Origin of the sequence: Streptomyces sp. SAI-170 (genome assembly GCF_049739565.1) — a bacterium.
Taxonomy (GTDB): Bacteria; Actinomycetota; Actinomycetes; order Streptomycetales; family Streptomycetaceae; genus Streptomyces.
Map to the genome: position 1 here is coordinate 7,612,726 of NZ_JBMGQD010000001.1, position 17,614 is coordinate 7,630,339.

Here is a 17,614-nt window from a genome sequence, read left to right on the forward strand (position 1 = left end):
ATCCGCCGTGACGAACTCGAAGGACAGCCACCCGCCATGACCGCCAGCACCCCCAAGGGGCGCAGCCGCCGCAGTTTCGCGGGGACGCGCCCGGTCATGGCCGATGTGGCCCGGCTGGCCGGGGTGTCCAAGCAGACCGTCTCACGGGTGCTCAACGACCATCCGGCCGTGCGCGCCGAGACCCGCGAGGCGGTGCTGGCGGCGATGCGGACCCTGGGCTACCGGCCCAGCCGCAGCGCCCGTTCGCTGGCCAGCGGCCGCACCCGGATGCTCGGCGTGATCTCCTTCGACGCCGCCCGCTACGGGCCGGCTTCCGTCCTCACCGCCGTCAACACCGCCGCGCAGGCGGCCGGTTACCTGGTCAGCTCGATCGCGCTGGACACCGCCGACCGGGACACCGTCGTCCGCGCGGCGGACCGGCTGTCGGCCGAGGGCGCGGACGGGATGATCGCCATCGCCCCGCAGGAATGGGTCGGCAGCGCGCTGGCCGAGGCCGGCCTCGACACCCCGCTGGTCGTGCTGGACAGCGACCTCGGAGACGGCACGCCCGTGGTCACCGCCGACTCCCGCACCGGTGCCCGGCTGGCCACCGAGCACCTGCTGGGCCTCGGCCACCGCACCGTCGCGCACATCGCCGGCCCGACCGGCTGGACCTCGGCCGACCGGCGCACCGAGAGCTGGCGGGCCACCCTCGCCGCGGCCGGCGCCGAGGTCCCCGAGCCGCTGTTCGGCGACTGGAGCGCCGACTCCGGCTACGAGCTGGGCCGCACGCTCGCCGCCCGGCCCGAGGTCACCGCCGTGTTCGCCTCCAACGACCAGATGGCCCTCGGCCTGCTGCGCGCCCTGTACGAGGCGGGCCGCCGCGTCCCCGAGGACGTCAGCGTCGTCGGCTACGACGACATCCCCGAGGCCGCGTATCTGCTGCCGCCGCTGACGACCGTACGGACCGACTTCGCCGAGCTCGGCGGGCGTTCGCTGCGGCTGCTCCTCGACCGGATCGACGCGGTGACCGACACACCGGTCGACCCCCTGGTGCCGGTGGAACTGGTGGTCCGGCGCAGCACGGGACCGGCGGCCCCAGGGGCCTGACTCGGCCGGGATGGCCGAGAGACCGCCGGGCGCACAGGGGATGCGGACGGCGCAGAGGCGGGAGCAGGAGGTACGGGTGCGTGCGCCCTGCCACGGGCGCCGTACCGGCGCCTACAGTGTGGCTCCCCACGGCTCTGCGCCCCGCCGCCAGAGCGTGGCCCACTGCTTCGGTCACCGGCCGCCCGGGCCCGGCGCGGCCCGCCCCGCGCACCGATGACCGCCCGCGTGTCAGGCACCACCCGTGAGACCGCCCGGTCCGCGCCGGCCAGTGCGCGCGGCCGGCGCGGCGACGACCGTTGGAGGCCGCTGTGTCCCGACCCCGTATCGCCCTGATCGCCGACCCCACCTCCACCGAAGGCTGCGCGGACGTCCTCGCGCAGGCGGTGGACCTGCTCACCGGCGCCCCGCCGGTCCGTGTCGACTCCCGGCACCTCGCCACCGGCGGCAGCGGGCGCGCCGTACCCGCCGGGGACCGCTTACGCCTGGTCGTGCCCGAACAGGGCCTCGACCTGATCCCGGACATCGTCGTGCTGTACGAGATCCCGCCGCACCGCAGGAGCGCCCTCGCCCCGTTCCAGCTCGACCTGGCCCGGCACGACGTGGTCACGCTCGCCGCGGGACCCGAGGCCTGGCGTGCGGCCACACAGAAGGACCTGACCGTCGAACGGCTGCGCCGGGACGGCATCGCCCACATGGAGACCCTGCTGCTGTCCCGGCCCGCCCCCGAGGAGGCGCGGGCCGCCCTGGACAAGCTCGGCGGCGACGCCTGGGCCCGGCCCGTCGTCGGCACCGGCGGCAACGACACCTTCCATGTCACCGACCCCGAAGCCCTGCTGCGCGCCGCGGACTTCTACGCGGGGCGGGGCACCGACTGGCTGCTGTCCCGCGACGCCGGGAACTTCACCGCGACGGGCGCCCGCCACCAGTTCCGGGTGTTCGTCCTCGGCGGCCGGGTCGTCCACGCCCGCGAGCACGTCCAGGCCTCGCCCGACGTCCCCTGCAACACCTGCCAGGGCGCCGTCCCGACGCACATCGCCCCGCCCGACCTGCCGTCGAGGCTGACCGAACTGGCCGTCGCCGCGACCGCGTCGATGGGGCTGCCCTTCGCCGGGGTGGACCTGGCCATCGAGCACGGCGGCGTCGTCTTCGAGGTGAACGTGCAGCCCGCCTTCGTCGACGGCGAACTGCACACCGTGGCCGTGCCGTACATCAGGGCCCACCTCGACGCGTACGCCGCCGCCCGCGGCGAAGCCCTGTGCGAGGCATCGCTGAACCCCGAACCGATGTGACATGGTGAGCCGAGGCCGACGGGGAGACGTGCTGGGGGTGGACGGCGTGGCGGAACTGGCCAAGGGCGGCAACACGGCGGTGGGCGAGGGGCGTGTCACGGCCGAACTCCACTTCCAGGGCGACCAGGTCGACCTCAGCGCACTGCTGGTGGGCGCCGACGGCAGGGTCCGCTCCGACGACGACCTGGTCTTCTACAACCAGCCCGAGGCCGAGTCCGGGGCCGTCCGCCACCGGCCCGCCGACGCCGCGGGCCCCGAGCGCGTCGAGCTGGACCCCGCCGGGCTGCCCGCCGACGTCGACCGGGTCGTCCTCGTCGGCAGCTGCGACCCCGACGACCCGTCCCGTACGTTCCGTACCGTCCGGGACGTGCTCGTGCGCGCCCGGCAGGACGGTGTCGCCGAACCCGTCGACTTCCGGCCGCCGCCCCTGGCGGACGGCGAACGGGCCGTGCTGCTGATGGAGCTGTACCGCCGCGGCACCGGCTGGAAGCTGCGCGCCATCGGCCAGGGCTACGCGAACGGCCTGGCCGGCGTCGCCACCGACTTCGGCATCGACGTGGCCGACGAGGAACCCCCGCAGCGGACCGCCCCTGCACCCCAGCCGCCGGCACCCGCCCCGCCGCCCGCCCCCATGAGCCTGCGCAAGCCCCCGCTCGGCAGCGTCAGCCTCGACAAGGGCAGCCAGGTCTCCCTCAGCCTCGACAAGCAGGACCAGGAACTGGTCGTCACCGCCGCCCTGGAGTGGGACGGCGGCACCGATGCGCGCCGCCGCCAGGGCGCCGACCTCGACCTGTACGCGCTCTACGTGCCCGCGTCCAAGGCGGTGCGGGGCACCAAGGAGCCCGGCACCCTCGTCAAGACCGGCCACAAGCAGCGGGGCAAGGACAGCGCCGACGTCGTCTACTACAAGCAGCTCGGGGGGCTGGCCGAGCCGCCGTACATCCAGCTCGACGGTGACGCACAGGTGCCCGGCCGCGAGACCGTGCGGATCGTCCGCCCGGACCAGCAGGGCTACGTTCTGCTGTGCGCGTACTCCGCGCTCAGCAACGGCTTCGGCTCCTTCCGCAGCTTCGGTGCCAAGGTCGTCGTCAGCGACGGCCGGGGCTCCACCGTCACGGTGCCGCTGTTCGAGAACACCAAGACCCGCTACTGGGTGGCGATCGCCCTGGTCGACTTCACCGACCCCGACGGCGCCGCCATCCGGCACATCGAGGCGTACAGCGCCCGCATGACCGAGCGCCGACCGGTGCTGCACCCCGACGGCACCATCGAGATGAACGCCGGACCGGTGGAGTTCAAGCGGCGCTGACCCGCTCCGGCACGGGTACGCTCCGAAGCATGCGGATCTCCGTCTCCTCCGACATGGACGAACCCGTCGCGCGGCGGCTGATGCAGGAGCTGCGCGAGCGCGGCCACGAGGTCGGCGCGCACGGGGCGCTGCGCCCCGGCGACGACCCGCAGTGGGCGGTGTGCTCCGCCGCGGCCGCCCGCGAGGTGGCCGACGGCACCGCCGACCAGGCCGTCGTGTGCTGCTGGACCGGCACGGGCGCGTCGATCGCGGCGAACAAGGTACCCGGCGTGCGCGCGGCCCTGTGCACGGACGCCGGCACCGCGGACGGCGCCCGCCGCTGGAACGACGCCAACGTCCTGGCACTGAGCCTGCGCCTGACCTCGGAGCCCCTGCTCACGGAGATCCTGGACGCCTGGTTCGCCGCCGCACCCAGCGAGGACGCCGAGGACAGGGAGAACGTGGCCCGCGTCGACCGGCTCGACGCGGCCAGGGGGACGCCCGGCTGACCCGCGGGGCACGGGGGGTCACGACCGTACGCAAGCCGCCGGCAAGGAGGCGCGGTGACGGACTGGACCTGGGAGTACAAGGGCTACGAGCCCACCGAGGAGCGGCTGCGCGAGTCGCTGTGCACCCTCGGCAACGGCTACTTCGCCACCAGAGGCGCGCTGCCCGAGTGTGTCGCCGACGACGTGCACTACCCGGGCACCTATGTGGCCGGCTGCTACAACCGGCTGACCTCGCGGGTGGCGGGCCGCTCGGTCGAGAACGAGGACATGGTCAACGTCCCCAACTGGCTGCCGCTGCGCTTCCGCCCGCACGGCGGTGCCTGGCTGACCCCCGACACGGCCGAGGTGCTGGAACACGTCCTGGTGCTCCACCCGCCCTCCGGTGTGCTGGAACGGCACACCCGCTACGTGCTGCCCGGCGGCGGCACCCTGGCCGTGCGCCAGCTGCGGCTCGTGCACATGGCCGACCCGCACCTGGCGGCGATGCGCACCGAGTTCACCGCCGAGGGCCACACCGGCGAGCTGGAGGTGGAGGCGGCCCTGGACGGCGGGGTGAGCAACGCCCAAGTGGCCCGCTACCGGGACCTGGACGGCCACCACCTCACCCACGTCCACACCGGCTCCTCCGACACCGACACGGTGTGGCTGCGCTGCCGCACCCGCACCTCCGACATCCGGATCGGCATGGCCTGCCGCCTCGACTGCGAGGCACCCGTGGCCGTACGGCACACCCGCCCGCGCACCGTCCAGTGCACCCGCCTGGACCTGACACCGGGCGACACCGTCACCATCGACAAGATCGTCGCCCTGCACACCTCGCGCGACCCGGCCATCAGCGACCCGCTGTTCGCGGCGGTCGCCCGCGTCGAGCGCGTCCCCGGCTTCGACGCGCTGCTCGCCTCGCACCGCACGGCCTGGGCCCAGCTGTGGCGGCGCGCCGATCTGGAGGTGCCCGGGGAGGCCGGCCGCATCCTGCGCCTGCACCTGTTCCACGTCCTGCAGACGCTGTCCCCGCACACCGCCGATCTGGACGTCGGCGTCCCCGCCAGGGGCCTGCACGGGGAGGCGTACCGCGGGCACGTCTTCTGGGACGAGCTGTTCGTGCTGCCCTACCTGGACCTGCACTTCCCCGAGACGGCCCGGGCCCTGCTGCGCTACCGGCACCGCCGCCTGGAGCAGGCCTGCACCGCTGCGCGGGCCGCGGGGCGGCGGGGCGCGATGTATCCGTGGCAGAGCGGCAGCGACGGCCGCGAGGAGACCCAGCAGCTGCATCTCAACCCGCGCTCGGGCCGCTGGCTGCCCGACCGCTCGCACCGGCAGTACCACGTGGGCTCGGCGATCGCGTACAACGTGCTCAGGTACTGCGAGGCCAGCGGCGACGCGGAGTTCCTGCACACCAAGGGCGCCGAGATGCTGCTGCAGATCGCCCGCTTCTGGGCGGACGCCGCCACCTGGGACGCCGGTCTCGCCCGCCATCGCATCAAGGGCGTCATGGGCCCCGACGAGTACCACGACGCCTACCCGGACGCCGCCGAGCCGGGCCTGGACGACAACGCGTACACGAACGTCACCGCCGCCTGGGTGCTCGCCCGCACCCTGGAGGTGCTGCGCACCCTGCCCGAGCCGCGCCGCCGCGAGCTGGGCGAGCGCACCGGCTTGGACGAGCGCGAGCTGGACCACTGGGAGGAGGTCTCGCGCACCCTGTACGTGCCGTTCCACGAGGGCGTCATCAGCCAGTTCCACGGCTACGGCGACCTCACCGAGCTCGACTGGAGCGGCTACCGCGCCCGCTACGGCGACATCCGGCGCCTGGACCGCATCCTGGAGGCCGAGGGCGACACCGTGAACCGCTACCGGGCCTCGAAACAGGCCGACGTGCTGATGCTCGGCTACCTGTTCTCGCCACCCGCGCTGAAGAGCCTGTTCGCCCGGCTGGGCGTGCAGCTCAACGACGACCTGTGGCGGCGCACGGTCGACCACTACCTGCACCGCACCAGCCACGGCTCCACGCTCAGCGGCCTGGTCCACGGCTGGGTGCTGGCCCGCGACCGGCGCGCGGAGGCCTGGGAGTTCTGTCTGGAGGCCCTGCGCGGCGACATCGCCGACGTCCAGGGCGGCACCACCGGCGAGGGCATCCACCTCGGCGCCATGGCCGGCACCCTCGACCTGGTGCAGCGCGGCCTGACCGGCCTGGAGACCCGCGACGGCGCCCTGTGCCTGGACCCCGTCCCGCTGCCGGAGCTGTCCTCCTACGGCTTCTCCCTGCGCTTCCACGACCACTGGGGTGTCCGGCTACGACTGCGCCACGGCCGCCTGGAGATCACCGTCCCGCCCTCCGACGCCGACCCCATCGACGTACGCCTGCCCGGCCGTGAGGTCCGCGTCGAGCCGGGGGAGACCGTGCAGCTGGCGCTGCCCGACTGAATCCCGTACGGAGGCATGAAGGGGCCCGGCGACCGAGGTCGCCGGGCCGTGGATGCCGGTCGTGCCGCTCTCAGGCGCGGTCTCCCTTCGGCCTGCCGCGCTGGTCGGGTGTGCCGTGCGGCGGCGGGCCGAAGGGCTGCGCCGACGTCGCGGGCGTCACCGGCGAACCGGCCCGGTGCCCGCCCTGTTCGGGGCGCAGCGCGGACGGGTCGCCGGAGGTCGGCCGCGCGCCGGAGCGCAGCTGGTCCAGCCGGTGGGAGAGCAGTTCGTTCACGGCGAGGCGGTCGGCGTGCTCGTGCTCATAGGTGATGAGCACCTCCACCTCGTCCGCGCTCAGGGCCCGTACCCGGCTCTCCAGACCGCCGATCGGCAGATGGTCGTAGTCGGGCAGCGGCAGCATGCTGCGGCCGGACTCGGCCATGGATCTCACATCCTCTCAATGGGCGCCCAGGCCGCCCCCGCCGAACGAGCCGCTGCTGCCCCGGCTCCAGCGCGGGCGTTCCTGCTTCTCGCTGGCCCGGGTCTGCAGGTTGGTCAGCTCGTAGGGAGTGAGCGGGCGGCCGTCCTTGTCGATCTGCGGGATCTCGTCGGGTTCGCGGTTCTCGCGGACCTCGCGCACGGGACCACCCGGCGGCATCTTCGGCTGCTCCTCCGGCGTCGGCCGGGGCAGCTCTCGGTTACGGATACGTGCGCCGAGCCAGAAGCTGCCGGCCAGCAGGACCAGGACACCTGCTGCGGCCGCGAACAGTCCCAGACTGAGGAGACCGCTCTCTTCGGCTAGCTGCATGGATGCGGTACTCATACCAGGCGAATACCCGCGTATCGGACGCCGAACCTGTCTGTGTGCGTGTTTGGTGCGCCCACGCCCGGCTACCCGCCCGGTGTGACTACGACGCCGCCAACCCAACAGGAGCTGTTCCGGTTCCTCGAGGACCGGTTCGCATGCGCCCAGGCGTGCACGGAGTGTGCGAGGGTGTGCGCGCTGCGCGCGAGCCTGGTGACCCCCGACGGAACCGCGGAGCAGGAACGACTGCGCCGTAAAGGCATCATGTGCGCCGAGGTGTGCGACGCCACCTGCCGCGTGCTGTCCGAGGAGAACCGGGTGGACGAGGAGAGCATCCTCGTCCAGCTGGAGTGGTGCCGCGCCATCTGCCTGGAGTGCGCCCACGCCTTCGAGGCGTGCGGCGGCTCCGAGGAGAGCGTGGCCGCCTGCCGCGCCTGCGCACGGGCGTGCTCGGACTTCATGGCCAGCCTCGGCTGACGCCGGCCTCGCGGCGCTGCCGCCATTCCCAATTTCTGGAACACGTTCTACGGTGTGCGCCGTCAGGACCGGACCGGCGGGACCCTGGAGGCGCCGTGCACCTGGACCACACCCCCGAGCAGCTGCGGCTGCGCAGCGAGCTGCGTGCCTACTTCGCCGAGCTGGTGCCCGACGAGGCCCACGCCCGGCACACCGACCCGGCCGCCCAGAAGCGCTTCTACCGCGAGACGATCCGCCGCCTCGGCGCCGACGGCTGGCTGGGCGTGGGCTGGCCGAAGGAGTACGGCGGGCGCGGACTGACCCCGACGGAACAGTTCGTCTTCTTCGACGAGGCCGCCCAGGCCGGGGTGCCCCTGCCGCTGATGGCCCTGAACACCGTCGGCCCGACGATCATGCGGTACGGCACCGAGGAACAGAAGGCCTACTTCCTGCCCCGCATCCTCTCCGGCGAGATCGACTTCGCCATCGGCTACAGCGAGCCGGACGCGGGCACGGACCTGGCGGCGCTGAAGACCCGGGCGGTCCGCGACGGCGACACGTACGTGGTGAACGGCCACAAGATCTGGACCACCAACGGCGACACCGCCGACTGGGTGTGGCTCGCGGTACGCACCGACCCCGACGCCCCGGCCCACCGCGGCATCACCATGCTCCTGGTCCCGACGACCGACCCCGGCTACTCCTGCGCCCTGATCAGGACCCTCGCCGGCCACGACACCACCGCCAGCCACTACGACGACGTCCGCGTCCCCGTCGCCCACCGGGTCGGCGCCGAGAACCAGGGCTGGCGGCTCATCACCAACCAGCTCAACCACGAACGCGTCACCCTCGCCGCCCACGGCACCATGGCGATCCGCGCCCTGCACGACGTCCAGCGCTGGGCCGCCGAGACCAAGCTCGCCGACGGCCGCCGCGTCCTCGACCTGCCCTGGGTACGCCGCCGCCTGGCCCAGACCCACACCCGGCTGGACGCCCTCAAGCTCCTCAACTGGCAGATGGTAGGCGCCCTCCAGAACGGCACCCTCACCCCCCAGGACGCCTCCGCCGTCAAGGTCTACGGCTCCGAGGCCCGCCGCGACGCCTACGCCTGGCTCCTGGAGGTCACCGCCGCCCCCGGCGCCCTCCAGGAGGGCTCCGCCGGCGCGATCCTCCACGGCGAACTCGAACGCGGCTACCGCTCCGCGGTCATCTTCACCTTCGGCGGCGGCAACAACGAGATCCAGCGCGAGATCATCACCTGGATCGGGCTGGGGATGCCTCGGGTGCGGCGCTGACAGCAGGTCAGCCCGGCGTCGCGGAGCGCCCCGTCGGCAGGCCCTGTTCGGCCCAGATGACCTTGCCCTCGCGGCCGTGCCGGGTGCCCCAGCGCTCGGCGAGCTGGGCGACCAGCAGCAGGCCGCGGCCGCCCTCGTCCAGGGTGCGGGCCCGCCGCAGATGCGGGGAGGTGCTGCTGGCGTCGAACACCTCGCAGGTCAGCGTGGACTCCAGGATCAGCCGGAGCTGCACGGGGCCCTTGCCGTAGCGGATCGCGTTCGTCACCAGCTCGCTGACCATCAGCTCGGTGGTGAAGGTCAGCTCCTCCAGGCCCCAGTCGGCGAGCCGGTCGTCGGTGAACTTGCGGGCCCCGGAGACCGCCGCGGGGTCCGACGCCAGCTCCAGCGTGGCCACATGAGCGGGGTCGAGCGCCCGGGTCCGGGCCACCAGCAGAGCGACGTCGTCGGCCGGCCGGCTGGGCAGGAGCGCCTCCAGCAGCCGGTCGCAGATCTCTTCCGGCGACTCCGGCGCCCGGGCGAGGACCCTGCCCAGCAGGGTGCGCGCGTCGTCCACGTCGCGGGTACGGCTGCGGATCAGGCCGTCGGTGAACAGGGCCAGCACACTGCCCTCCGGCAGCGCGAACTGGGCCGTCTCGAAGGGCAGTCCGCCCAGGCCCAGCGGCGGCCCGATCGGCACCTCCGGGAAGTCGACCGTCCTGCGCACCGGGTCGGCGCCGCTGCCGTCCACGGGGCTCGCCACGGCCGGGGCCACATGTCCGGCACTGGCCAGCGAGCACATCCGGGACACCGGGTCGTAGACGGCGTACAGGCAGGTCGCGCCGGTCTCGCCGTCCTCCCCGATCTCCTCGCGCTGGAGGCGGATGACCACGTCGTCCAGGTGCGTCATCAGCTCGTCGGGCATCAGGTCGATGTCCGCGAAGGCCCGCACGGCCGTGCGCAGCCGGCCCATGGTGGCGGCCGCGTGCAGCCCCCGGCCGACGACGTCACCGACGACCAGCGCCACCCGCGCACCGGACAGCGGGATCACGTCGTACCAGTCGCCGCCCACGCCCGTGCGCGAGCCGCTCGGCAGATAGCGCGCCGCCGTCTCCACGGCCGCCTGCTGCACCGGGCGCCGCGGCAGCAGACTGCGCTGGAGCGCCAGCGCGGTGGACCGCTCCTGGGTGTAGCGGCGGGCGTTGTCGATGGACATCGCCGCCCTGGCCGCGATCTCCCCGGCCAGCAGCAGGTCGTCCTCGTCGAACGGCGCCGCGGTGCCGTGCCGGAAGAACTGGGCGAGGCCCAGGGTGGTGCCGCGGGCCTGAAGCGGCAGCAGCATGGCCGAGTGGATGCCGGGGGCGTCCGGGCTGTCGGTGGGTGTCGTGGCGCGCAGCAGAGGCTGCCCCGTGGCCAGCGCGCGAGCCGGTTCCGACCTCAGCGGGTAGGTGTGCACCCGGCCCGTGACGACCGTGTCGTCCGGGCTGGCGTCCGGGACGGACCGCTGGGCGACGCGGCGCAGCGTCGGCGGCGGCGGCCCGTCCTCCCGCAGGACGTACTCGAAGAGGTCGACGGTGACCAGGTCGGCGAAGCCGTCGACGCCGACGTCCGCCAGTTCCTGAGCGGTGCGCGCGGTGTCCAGGGTGGTGCCGATCCGCCGGTCGGCCTCATGGGTGAACAGCAGCCGCCGCTGCACCCGGCGCTCACGCTCCTCCTGGTAGGCGGCGACGACCTCCTCCGAGCCGTGGTCGACGTACTCGAACCCCTTCGTGATCAGCCTGCTCCCCGCCGCGTTGATCAGCTCCCAGTCGTCGGTGAGCCGGGTGACCTCGGCCTGGATCAGCTGGAACAGGTTGACGTGCCCGAGGCGGTAGGCCCGCAGCAGTTTGCTGATCGGCATGCCCCTGCGGGCATAACCGCGGGCCACCTCGATGGCGATGGGAGGCGTCTCGACCCGGCTGGCGTCCAGGCCGTGCTCCAGCACGTCCAGGAAGGCGATGACGTGCGCGGTCGTCTCCTCCAGCGCCAGCGGGGCCAGGTCCTCCTCCCGCCACAGCTCGGGCAGTTCCGCGCGCAGGCGCTCCAGCACCACCCCGGCCGACCGGGTCGCCCGTGGCCTGAGTGCTCGGGCCAGGCGACGCAGGAAGGCGTCGACATCGGTCGCCATACCGGAAACGTACCCAAGGCCCCGCGCGGCCGCCCGTCAGGAGGCGGCCGGGTGTGCGCGGCAGGGGACGGTTCGCGGCAGCCGGGCCCTGGCCGACCGTGATCGGCTCGTGCTACGAAGAATCATGTCCGCACCCGAGGAAGCCCCCGCAGCCCGCTCCTACGACGCCGTGATCGTCGGCGGCGGGCACAACGGCCTGGTCGCCGCCGCCTATCTGGCCCGCGCCGGACGGTCCGTGCTGGTGCTGGAGCGGCTCGGCCACACCGGCGGCGCCGCGGTCTCCACCCGCCCGTTCGCCGGCGTCGACGCCCGGCTGTCGCGTTACTCCTACCTGGTCAGCCTGCTGCCCGAGAAGATCGTCCGGGACCTCGGCCTGCGCTTCGCGCTGCGGACCCGCGCCATCTCGTCGTACACCCCCGTCGAGCGCGCCGGACGGCCCACGGGCCTGCTCGTCGGCGGCGGCGAGCAGCGCACCCGGGAGGCCTTCGCGCGGCTGACGGGCGGCGAGCGCGAGTACGAGGCCTGGCGGCGGTTTTACGACCTGACGGGCGGGGTCGCCCGGGCGGTGTTCCCCACGCTCACCGAGCCCCTGCCCACCCGCGAGGAGCTGCGCCGCAGGGTCGGCGACGAGGAGGCCTGGCGGGCGTTCTTCGAGGAGCCGCTCGGCGTCACGATCGAGGACCGCTTCCGCGACGACCTGGTCAGGGGCGTGGTCCTCACCGACGCGCTCATCGGCACCTTCGCCGACGCCCATGACCCGGACCTGGCCCAGAACCGGTGCTTCCTCTACCACGTGATCGGCGGCGGCACCGGCGCCTGGGACGTGCCCGTCGGCGGTATGGGCGCGCTGACCGACGCCCTGGCGGCCGCGGCCCGGGAGGCCGGGGCGGTCCTCGCCACCGGCCATGAGGCCGTACGGATCGACACCGACGGCCGTACGGCGGAGGTCACCTACCGCACGGCCGACGGCGAGGGCGTCGCCGCCGCCCGGCACGTCCTGGTGGGCGCCTCCCCGCAGGCACTGGCGGCCCTGGCCGGCGACGAGCCGCCCGCCCCCGCCGAGGGCGCCCAGCTGAAGGTGAACATGCTGCTCAGGCGGCTGCCGAGGCTGCGCGACCGGGACGTCGACCCGCGCGAGGCGTTCTCCGGCACCTTCCACATCGCCGAGGGCTACGACCAGCTGGCCGCCGCACACCGGCAGGCCTCGGCCGGCGAGCTGCCCGCCGCGCCGCCCTCGGAGATCTACTGCCACTCACTGACCGACCCGACGATCCTCGGCCCCGAGCTCGCCGGACAGGGCTACCAGACGCTCACCCTGTTCGGCCTGCACACCCCCGCCCGGCTGTTCGCGCGGGACAACGACCGGGCGCGGGCGGACCTCCTGAAGCTCACCCTCGCCCAGCTCGACGCCCACCTGGCCGAACCCCTCGCCGACTGCCTGGCCACCGACGCCGACGGCCGCCCCTGCATCGAGGCGAAGACCCCGCTGGACCTGGAGCGCGACCTCGGGCTGCCCGGCGGCAACATCTTCCACCGCGCCCTGTCCTGGCCCTACGCCCAGGACCACACCGGCCGCTGGGGCGTGGAGACCCGGCACGCCAACGTCCTCCTCTGCGGGGCGGGCGCGGTCCGCGGGGGAGGGGTGAGCGGGGTGCCGGGGCACAATGCGGCGATGGCGGTGCTGGAGGCATCGGCTTCGGGACCTTCGGGACTTCAGGGACCTTCGGGCCGCCTTTGACAACGGCTTCCCGGTCGGCCCAACGGCCCCGTCGGCCTAGTCCGCCGACGCCCTCCAGCCCGTCGCCTCGATCCGCGCCCGGTCGGCCGGGCGGCCCTCGTCGAAGAGGACCTGGTCGTCACCGGCCTCGACCCGCAGCGCGTCGACATAGACACCGCGGCCGACGTACAGCCGGTCGGTCGCGTATCGCCACCGCAGGACCAGGTGCGGCTGGGCCGGCAGCGCCGCCGAGAGCCGGTGCCAGACGCGGCCCGACCAGCCGGAGACCGACCCGGCGGGGTGTTCCACCGTCTCCTCGCCGGGGCGGAGCGTGGCGAACGGCACCGGCCGCCAGGTCGCGCCCCCGTCCCCGGAGGCCTCCAGTACCAGCGGGTCCGTCTGCGGCTCGGTGTCCCACCACAGGGCACAGCGCAGCCGGGCGTCGCCGCCGGAGGTGTCCAGGGCGGGCAGGGCGAGGGTCGCGGTCGTCGCGTTCGCCATCCCCGAGAACCACGCCGTACGACCGTGCCGCGGGCGTACGGCAACGGCCCGCGCGAGGTTGTTCGCGGCCGCCACCCGGGGCGCGGAGCCGGAGCGCCAACTGCGCACCGGATGCACGGAGTTGCCGAGGACGATGAGGAAGGAGTCGGTCGTCGGGTCGAGGACCAGCGACGTGCCGGTGAAGCCGGTGTGGCCCGCGGTGCGGGGCGTGGCCATCGCGCCCATGTACCAGTGCTGGTACAGCTCGAAGCCGAGCCCGTGCTCGTCGCCGGGGAAGGCCGTGTTGAAGTCGGTGAACATCAGCTCCACCGACTCGGCCCCCAGGATGCGCGCCCGCCCGTAGGAGCCGCCGTTGAGCAGGGTGCGGCCGAGGACGGCGAGGTCCCACGCGCAGGAGAACACCCCGGCGTGTCCGGCCACCCCGCCGAGGCTGAACGCGTTCTCGTCGTGCACCTCGCCCCACACAAGACCCCGGTCCAGCCCCGACCAGGGCCGGCGGGCGACCTCGGTGGCCGCGATACGGGGCTTCCAGGAGGCGGGCGGGTTGTAGCGGGTGCGGTGCATGCCGAGCGGGGCGGTGATCTCGTCGTGGAGCAGCACGTCCAGCGTGCGGCCGGTGATCCGCTCCAGGACCAGCTGGAGCGAGATCAGGTTCAGGTCCGAGTACAGATACCGGGTCCCGGGCGGGTTGAGCGGCGCCTCGTTCCAGATGAGCCGCAGCTTCTCCTCGTACGTCGGGGCGCTGTACAGCGGGATCCAGGCCCGGAAGCCGGAGGTGTGCGTGAGGAGTTGGCGGATCGTGATGTCCTGCTTGCCCGCCGCCCCGAACTCCGGCAGATACGCGGCGACCTTCGCCTCCAGCTCCAGCGTGCCCCGCTCGATCTGCTGCACGGCCAGGATCGAGGTGAACAGCTTGGAGACGGAGGCGAGGTCGAAGACGGTGTCCTCGGCCATGTCGATCTGCTGCCCGGGCGGGAACTCCACGCCGGTGTCGGTCGCGGCGTCGTACTCCGCGTACCGCACGGCCTTCCCGATCGGCTGATGCAGCGCAACGGTCCCGCCGCGCCCGGCGAGCAGGACCGCGCCCGCGTACCAGGGGTGCTTGGGGGAGGGGCCGAGGAACGCCTCGGCGTCGGCGACGAGTTGACGCAGCGGCGCGGGGAGCAGTCCGGCCCGCTCGGGTGAGCCGTGCCGCAGCGTCGCGTGCCCGGAGGACGCGGCCGCGGGCCCCGCGGGGAGGGGAGCCAGGGCCAGGCCGCCGCCGAGAACCAGCGCGCCTCTGCCGAACTGACGTCTCGTCATGCCGTTCCTCACCACGAGCCCCTCTCGTCGTGCCGCCCGAACGTCTTCGCAAGTATGTCCACCGGGCAGGCCTCGTAAATCGGCCTCGCAAATCTGACGAACCGTCAGCTGGCCTCTTCCGTCCTCCGCCCGGCTCCGGCATCCTGCGCCCATGCAGACGGAGCTGAGCCAGCACCTGGGAATCGAGCACGCCGTCTTCGGCTTCACGCCGTTCCCCGCCGTCGCCGCGGCCATCAGCCGGGCCGGCGGACTCGGCGTGCTCGGCGCGGTCCGCTACACGGCCCCCGACGACCTCGAACGCGACCTCGACTGGATCGAGAAGCACACCGGCGGCCATCCCTACGGCCTGGACGTGGTGATGCCCGCGCACAAGGTGGAGGGCGTCACCGAGGCCGACGTCGAGGCGATGATCCCGGCCGGGCACCGGCGGTTCGTCGCCGACACCCTCGCCGAGCACGGCGTCCCCGAACTCCCCGCCGACGAGACGGCCGGCTGGCGGATCACCGGCTGGATGGAGGAGGTGGCCCGCACCCAGCTCGACGTGGCCTTCGGCCACCCGATCCGGCTGCTCGCCAACGCGCTCGGCTCGCCGCCCCCGGACGTCGTCGCCCGCGCCCACGACCAGGGCGTGCGGGTCGCCGCCCTCGCGGGGTCCGCCCGGCACGCGGTCAAGCACCAGGAGGCCGGCATCGACATCGTCGTCGCCCAGGGCTACGAGGCCGGAGGGCACACCGGCGAGATCGCGACCATGGTGCTCACCCCCGAGGTCGTCGACGCCGTCGCCCCGTTGCCCGTCCTCGCGGCCGGTGGCATCGGCAGCGGCGAACAGGCCGCTGCCGCGCTCGCCCTCGGCGCCCAGGGCGTATGGCTCGGCTCGGTGTGGCTCACCACCACCGAGGCCGACCTCCACTCGTCCGCCCTCACCCGCAAGCTCCTCGCCGCGGGCTCCGGCGACACCGTGCGCTCCCGCGCCCTGACCGGCAAGCCCGCCCGCCAGTTGCGCACCGCCTGGACGGACGCCTGGGACGACCCCGACGGGCCCGGCACCCTGCCCATGCCGCTGCAGGGCCTGCTGGTCGCCGAGGCGGTGTCCCGCATCCAGAAGTACGAGGTGGAGCCGCTGCTCGGCACGCCCGTCGGCCAGATCGTCGGCCGGATGACGAGCGAACGCAGCGTCCAGGCCGTGTTCGACGATCTCACCCGCGGCTTCGAGCGGGCCGTCGACCGCATCAACCGCATCGCCGGAAGGAGCGAGGGGTGAACCCCACAGGATTCTGGGCTCAGGCCACCGAGGACCCCGCAAGGACGGTCCTCGTCACCGCCACCGGCGAGGAGTGGACCGCCGGACGGCTGCACGCCGACGCGAACCGCCTCGTCCACGGCCTGCGCGCCGCGGGCCTGGAGCACGGCGACGCCTTCGCCGTGGTGCTCCCCAACAGCGCCGAGTTCCTCACCGCCTACCTCGCCGCCCAGCAGGCCGGGCTCTACCTCGTCCCCGTCAACCACCACCTGGTCGGCCCCGAGATCGCCTGGATCGTCTCCGACTCCGGCGCCAAGGTGCTGATCACCCACGAGCGCTTCGCCGACACCGCCCGTCCCGCCGCCGACGAGGCAGGCCTCCCGGCGACGCACCGCTACTCGGTCGGCGCCGCCGAGGGCTTCCGGCCGTACGCCGAACTCCTCGACGGACAGCCCGAGTCGGCCCCCGCCGACCGCACCCTCGGCTGGGTCATGAACTACACCTCGGGCACCACCGGCCGCCCCCGCGGCATCCGCCGCCCGCTGCCCGGGAGGCCGCCCGAGGAGGCCCACCTGGGCGGCTTCCTCGGCATCTTCGGGATCCGTCCCTTCGACGACAACGTGCACCTGGTGTGCTCGCCGCTGTACCACACGGCCGTGCTCCAGTTCGCGGGCGCGTCCCTGCACATCGGGCACCGGCTGGTGCTGATGGACAGGTGGACGCCCGAGGAGATGCTCCGCCTGATCGACCGGGAGCGGTGCACGCACACCCACATGGTCCCCACCCAGTTCCACCGCCTGCTCGCCCTCCCCGAGGAGGTGCGCGCCCGCTACGACGTCTCCTCCATGCGCCATGCCGTGCACGGCGCCGCGCCCTGCCCCGACCACGTGAAACGGGCGATGATCGACTGGTGGGGCACCTGCGTCGAGGAGTACTACGCCGCGAGCGAGGGCGGCGGCGCCTTCGCCACCGCCGAGGACTGGCTGAAGAAGCCCGGCACGGTCGGCAGGGCCTGGCCCATCAGCGAACTGGCCGTCCTCGACGACGACGGCAACCGGCTGCCGCCCGGCCAACTGGGCACGGTCTACATGAAGATGAGCACCGGCGGCTTCGCCTACCACAAGGACGAGGACAAGACCCGCAGGAACCGCGTCGGTGACTTCTTCACCGTCGGCGACCTCGGCCACCTGGACGAGGACGGCTACCTCTACCTCCGCGACCGCAAGATCGACATGATCATCTCGGGTGGCGTCAACATCTACCCCGCCGAGATCGAGTCCGCCCTCCTCTCCCACCCGGCCGTCGCGGACGCCGCCGCCTTCGGCATCCCGCACGACGACTGGGGCGAGGAGGTCAAGGCGGTCGTCGAACCGGCCCCCGGCCACACACCCGGCCCGGACCTCGCCGCAGCCCTCCTCGCCCACTGCGCCGAACGCCTCGCCGGCTACAAACGGCCCCGCAGCGTCGACTTCGTCGCCGAGATGCCCCGCGACCCCAACGGCAAGCTGTACAAGCGACGGCTGCGGGACCCGTACTGGGAGGGACGGGCCCGCGCCGTCTGACCCGGGCTCCCGCTG

14 protein-coding genes are annotated in these 17,614 nt (G+C 73.6%); 10 read left to right on the plus strand and 4 right to left on the minus strand.

Annotation, left to right across the window (positions count from 1 at the left end; genetic code table 11):
• Positions 1-36: 36 nt before the first annotated feature.
• The 5 genes from RKD23_RS34210 (at position 37) to RKD23_RS34230 (ending at position 6,599) form a co-directional block, all read left to right on the plus strand.
• Complete coding sequence (locus RKD23_RS34210; protein WP_424857224.1) at positions 37-1,089, plus strand: LacI family DNA-binding transcriptional regulator; 1,053 nt, start codon at positions 37-39, stop codon at positions 1,087-1,089.
• A 308-nt stretch (positions 1,090-1,397) separates the two neighbouring features.
• Complete coding sequence (locus RKD23_RS34215; protein ID WP_424857225.1) at positions 1,398-2,378, plus strand: ATP-grasp domain-containing protein; 981 nt, start codon at positions 1,398-1,400, stop codon at positions 2,376-2,378.
• Positions 2,379-2,406: 28 nt separating this feature from the next.
• Positions 2,407-3,687, plus strand: a complete 1,281-nt coding sequence (locus RKD23_RS34220) for a TerD family protein (RefSeq protein ID WP_424857226.1) — start codon at positions 2,407-2,409, stop codon at positions 3,685-3,687.
• A gap of 29 nt (positions 3,688-3,716) precedes the next feature.
• Positions 3,717-4,175 carry an RpiB/LacA/LacB family sugar-phosphate isomerase gene (locus RKD23_RS34225; RefSeq protein WP_424857227.1) on the plus strand — a complete coding sequence of 153 codons (459 nt, stop codon included), beginning with the start codon at positions 3,717-3,719 and terminating at the stop codon, positions 4,173-4,175.
• 54 nt (positions 4,176-4,229) lie between these two features.
• Positions 4,230-6,599, plus strand: coding sequence for a glycoside hydrolase family 65 protein (locus RKD23_RS34230; RefSeq protein ID WP_424857228.1), 2,370 nt, complete (start codon positions 4,230-4,232; stop codon positions 6,597-6,599).
• Positions 6,600-6,669: 70 nt separating this feature from the next.
• Here RKD23_RS34230 and RKD23_RS34235 read toward each other — a convergent pair whose 3' ends face one another.
• The gene (locus tag RKD23_RS34235; RefSeq protein ID WP_424857229.1) at positions 6,670-7,020 is read right to left on the minus strand and encodes a hypothetical protein; all 351 of its coding nucleotides are present in this window, start codon (positions 7,018-7,020) and stop codon (positions 6,670-6,672) included.
• A gap of 15 nt (positions 7,021-7,035) precedes the next feature.
• A complete protein-coding gene (locus RKD23_RS34240) occupies positions 7,036-7,386 on the minus strand; it encodes a DUF6479 family protein (RefSeq protein WP_404038709.1) in 351 nt (116 codons plus the stop codon).
• 96 nt (positions 7,387-7,482) lie between these two features.
• Between RKD23_RS34240 and RKD23_RS34245 the strand changes: the two genes are divergently transcribed.
• Together RKD23_RS34245 and RKD23_RS34250 are read left to right on the plus strand one after the other, a co-directional pair.
• Entirely contained in the window at positions 7,483-7,860 is a 378-nt protein-coding gene (locus RKD23_RS34245; protein WP_424857230.1) for a ferredoxin, read from the plus strand.
• Positions 7,861-7,955: 95 nt separating this feature from the next.
• Complete coding sequence (locus RKD23_RS34250; RefSeq protein ID WP_424857231.1) at positions 7,956-9,134, plus strand: acyl-CoA dehydrogenase family protein; 1,179 nt, start codon at positions 7,956-7,958, stop codon at positions 9,132-9,134.
• 7 nt (positions 9,135-9,141) lie between these two features.
• Here RKD23_RS34250 and RKD23_RS34255 read toward each other — a convergent pair whose 3' ends face one another.
• Positions 9,142-11,277, minus strand: a complete 2,136-nt coding sequence (locus RKD23_RS34255; protein ID WP_424857232.1) for an ATP-binding SpoIIE family protein phosphatase — start codon at positions 11,275-11,277, stop codon at positions 9,142-9,144.
• Between the two features lie 124 nt (positions 11,278-11,401).
• On the opposite strand from RKD23_RS34255, the gene RKD23_RS34260 reads away from it, so the two are divergent.
• Entirely contained in the window at positions 11,402-13,015 is a 1,614-nt protein-coding gene (locus tag RKD23_RS34260) for a phytoene desaturase family protein (protein ID WP_424857233.1), read from the plus strand.
• A 36-nt stretch (positions 13,016-13,051) separates the two neighbouring features.
• Here RKD23_RS34260 and RKD23_RS34265 read toward each other — a convergent pair whose 3' ends face one another.
• Positions 13,052-14,797: a serine hydrolase gene (locus tag RKD23_RS34265; RefSeq protein WP_424857234.1), complete on the minus strand. Its 1,746-nt coding sequence runs from the start codon at positions 14,795-14,797 to the stop codon at positions 13,052-13,054.
• A gap of 151 nt (positions 14,798-14,948) precedes the next feature.
• Here RKD23_RS34265 and RKD23_RS34270 point away from each other — a divergent pair, with 151 nt between their 5' ends.
• Together RKD23_RS34270 and RKD23_RS34275 are read left to right on the plus strand one after the other, a co-directional pair.
• Positions 14,949-16,058, plus strand: coding sequence for an NAD(P)H-dependent flavin oxidoreductase (locus RKD23_RS34270; protein WP_424857235.1), 1,110 nt, complete (start codon positions 14,949-14,951; stop codon positions 16,056-16,058).
• Positions 16,055-17,599, plus strand: a complete 1,545-nt coding sequence (locus RKD23_RS34275) for an acyl-CoA synthetase (RefSeq protein WP_424857236.1) — start codon at positions 16,055-16,057, stop codon at positions 17,597-17,599. Before RKD23_RS34270 ends, RKD23_RS34275 begins: the two co-directional genes overlap by 4 nt.
• The last annotated feature ends 15 nt before the right edge of the window (positions 17,600-17,614 follow it).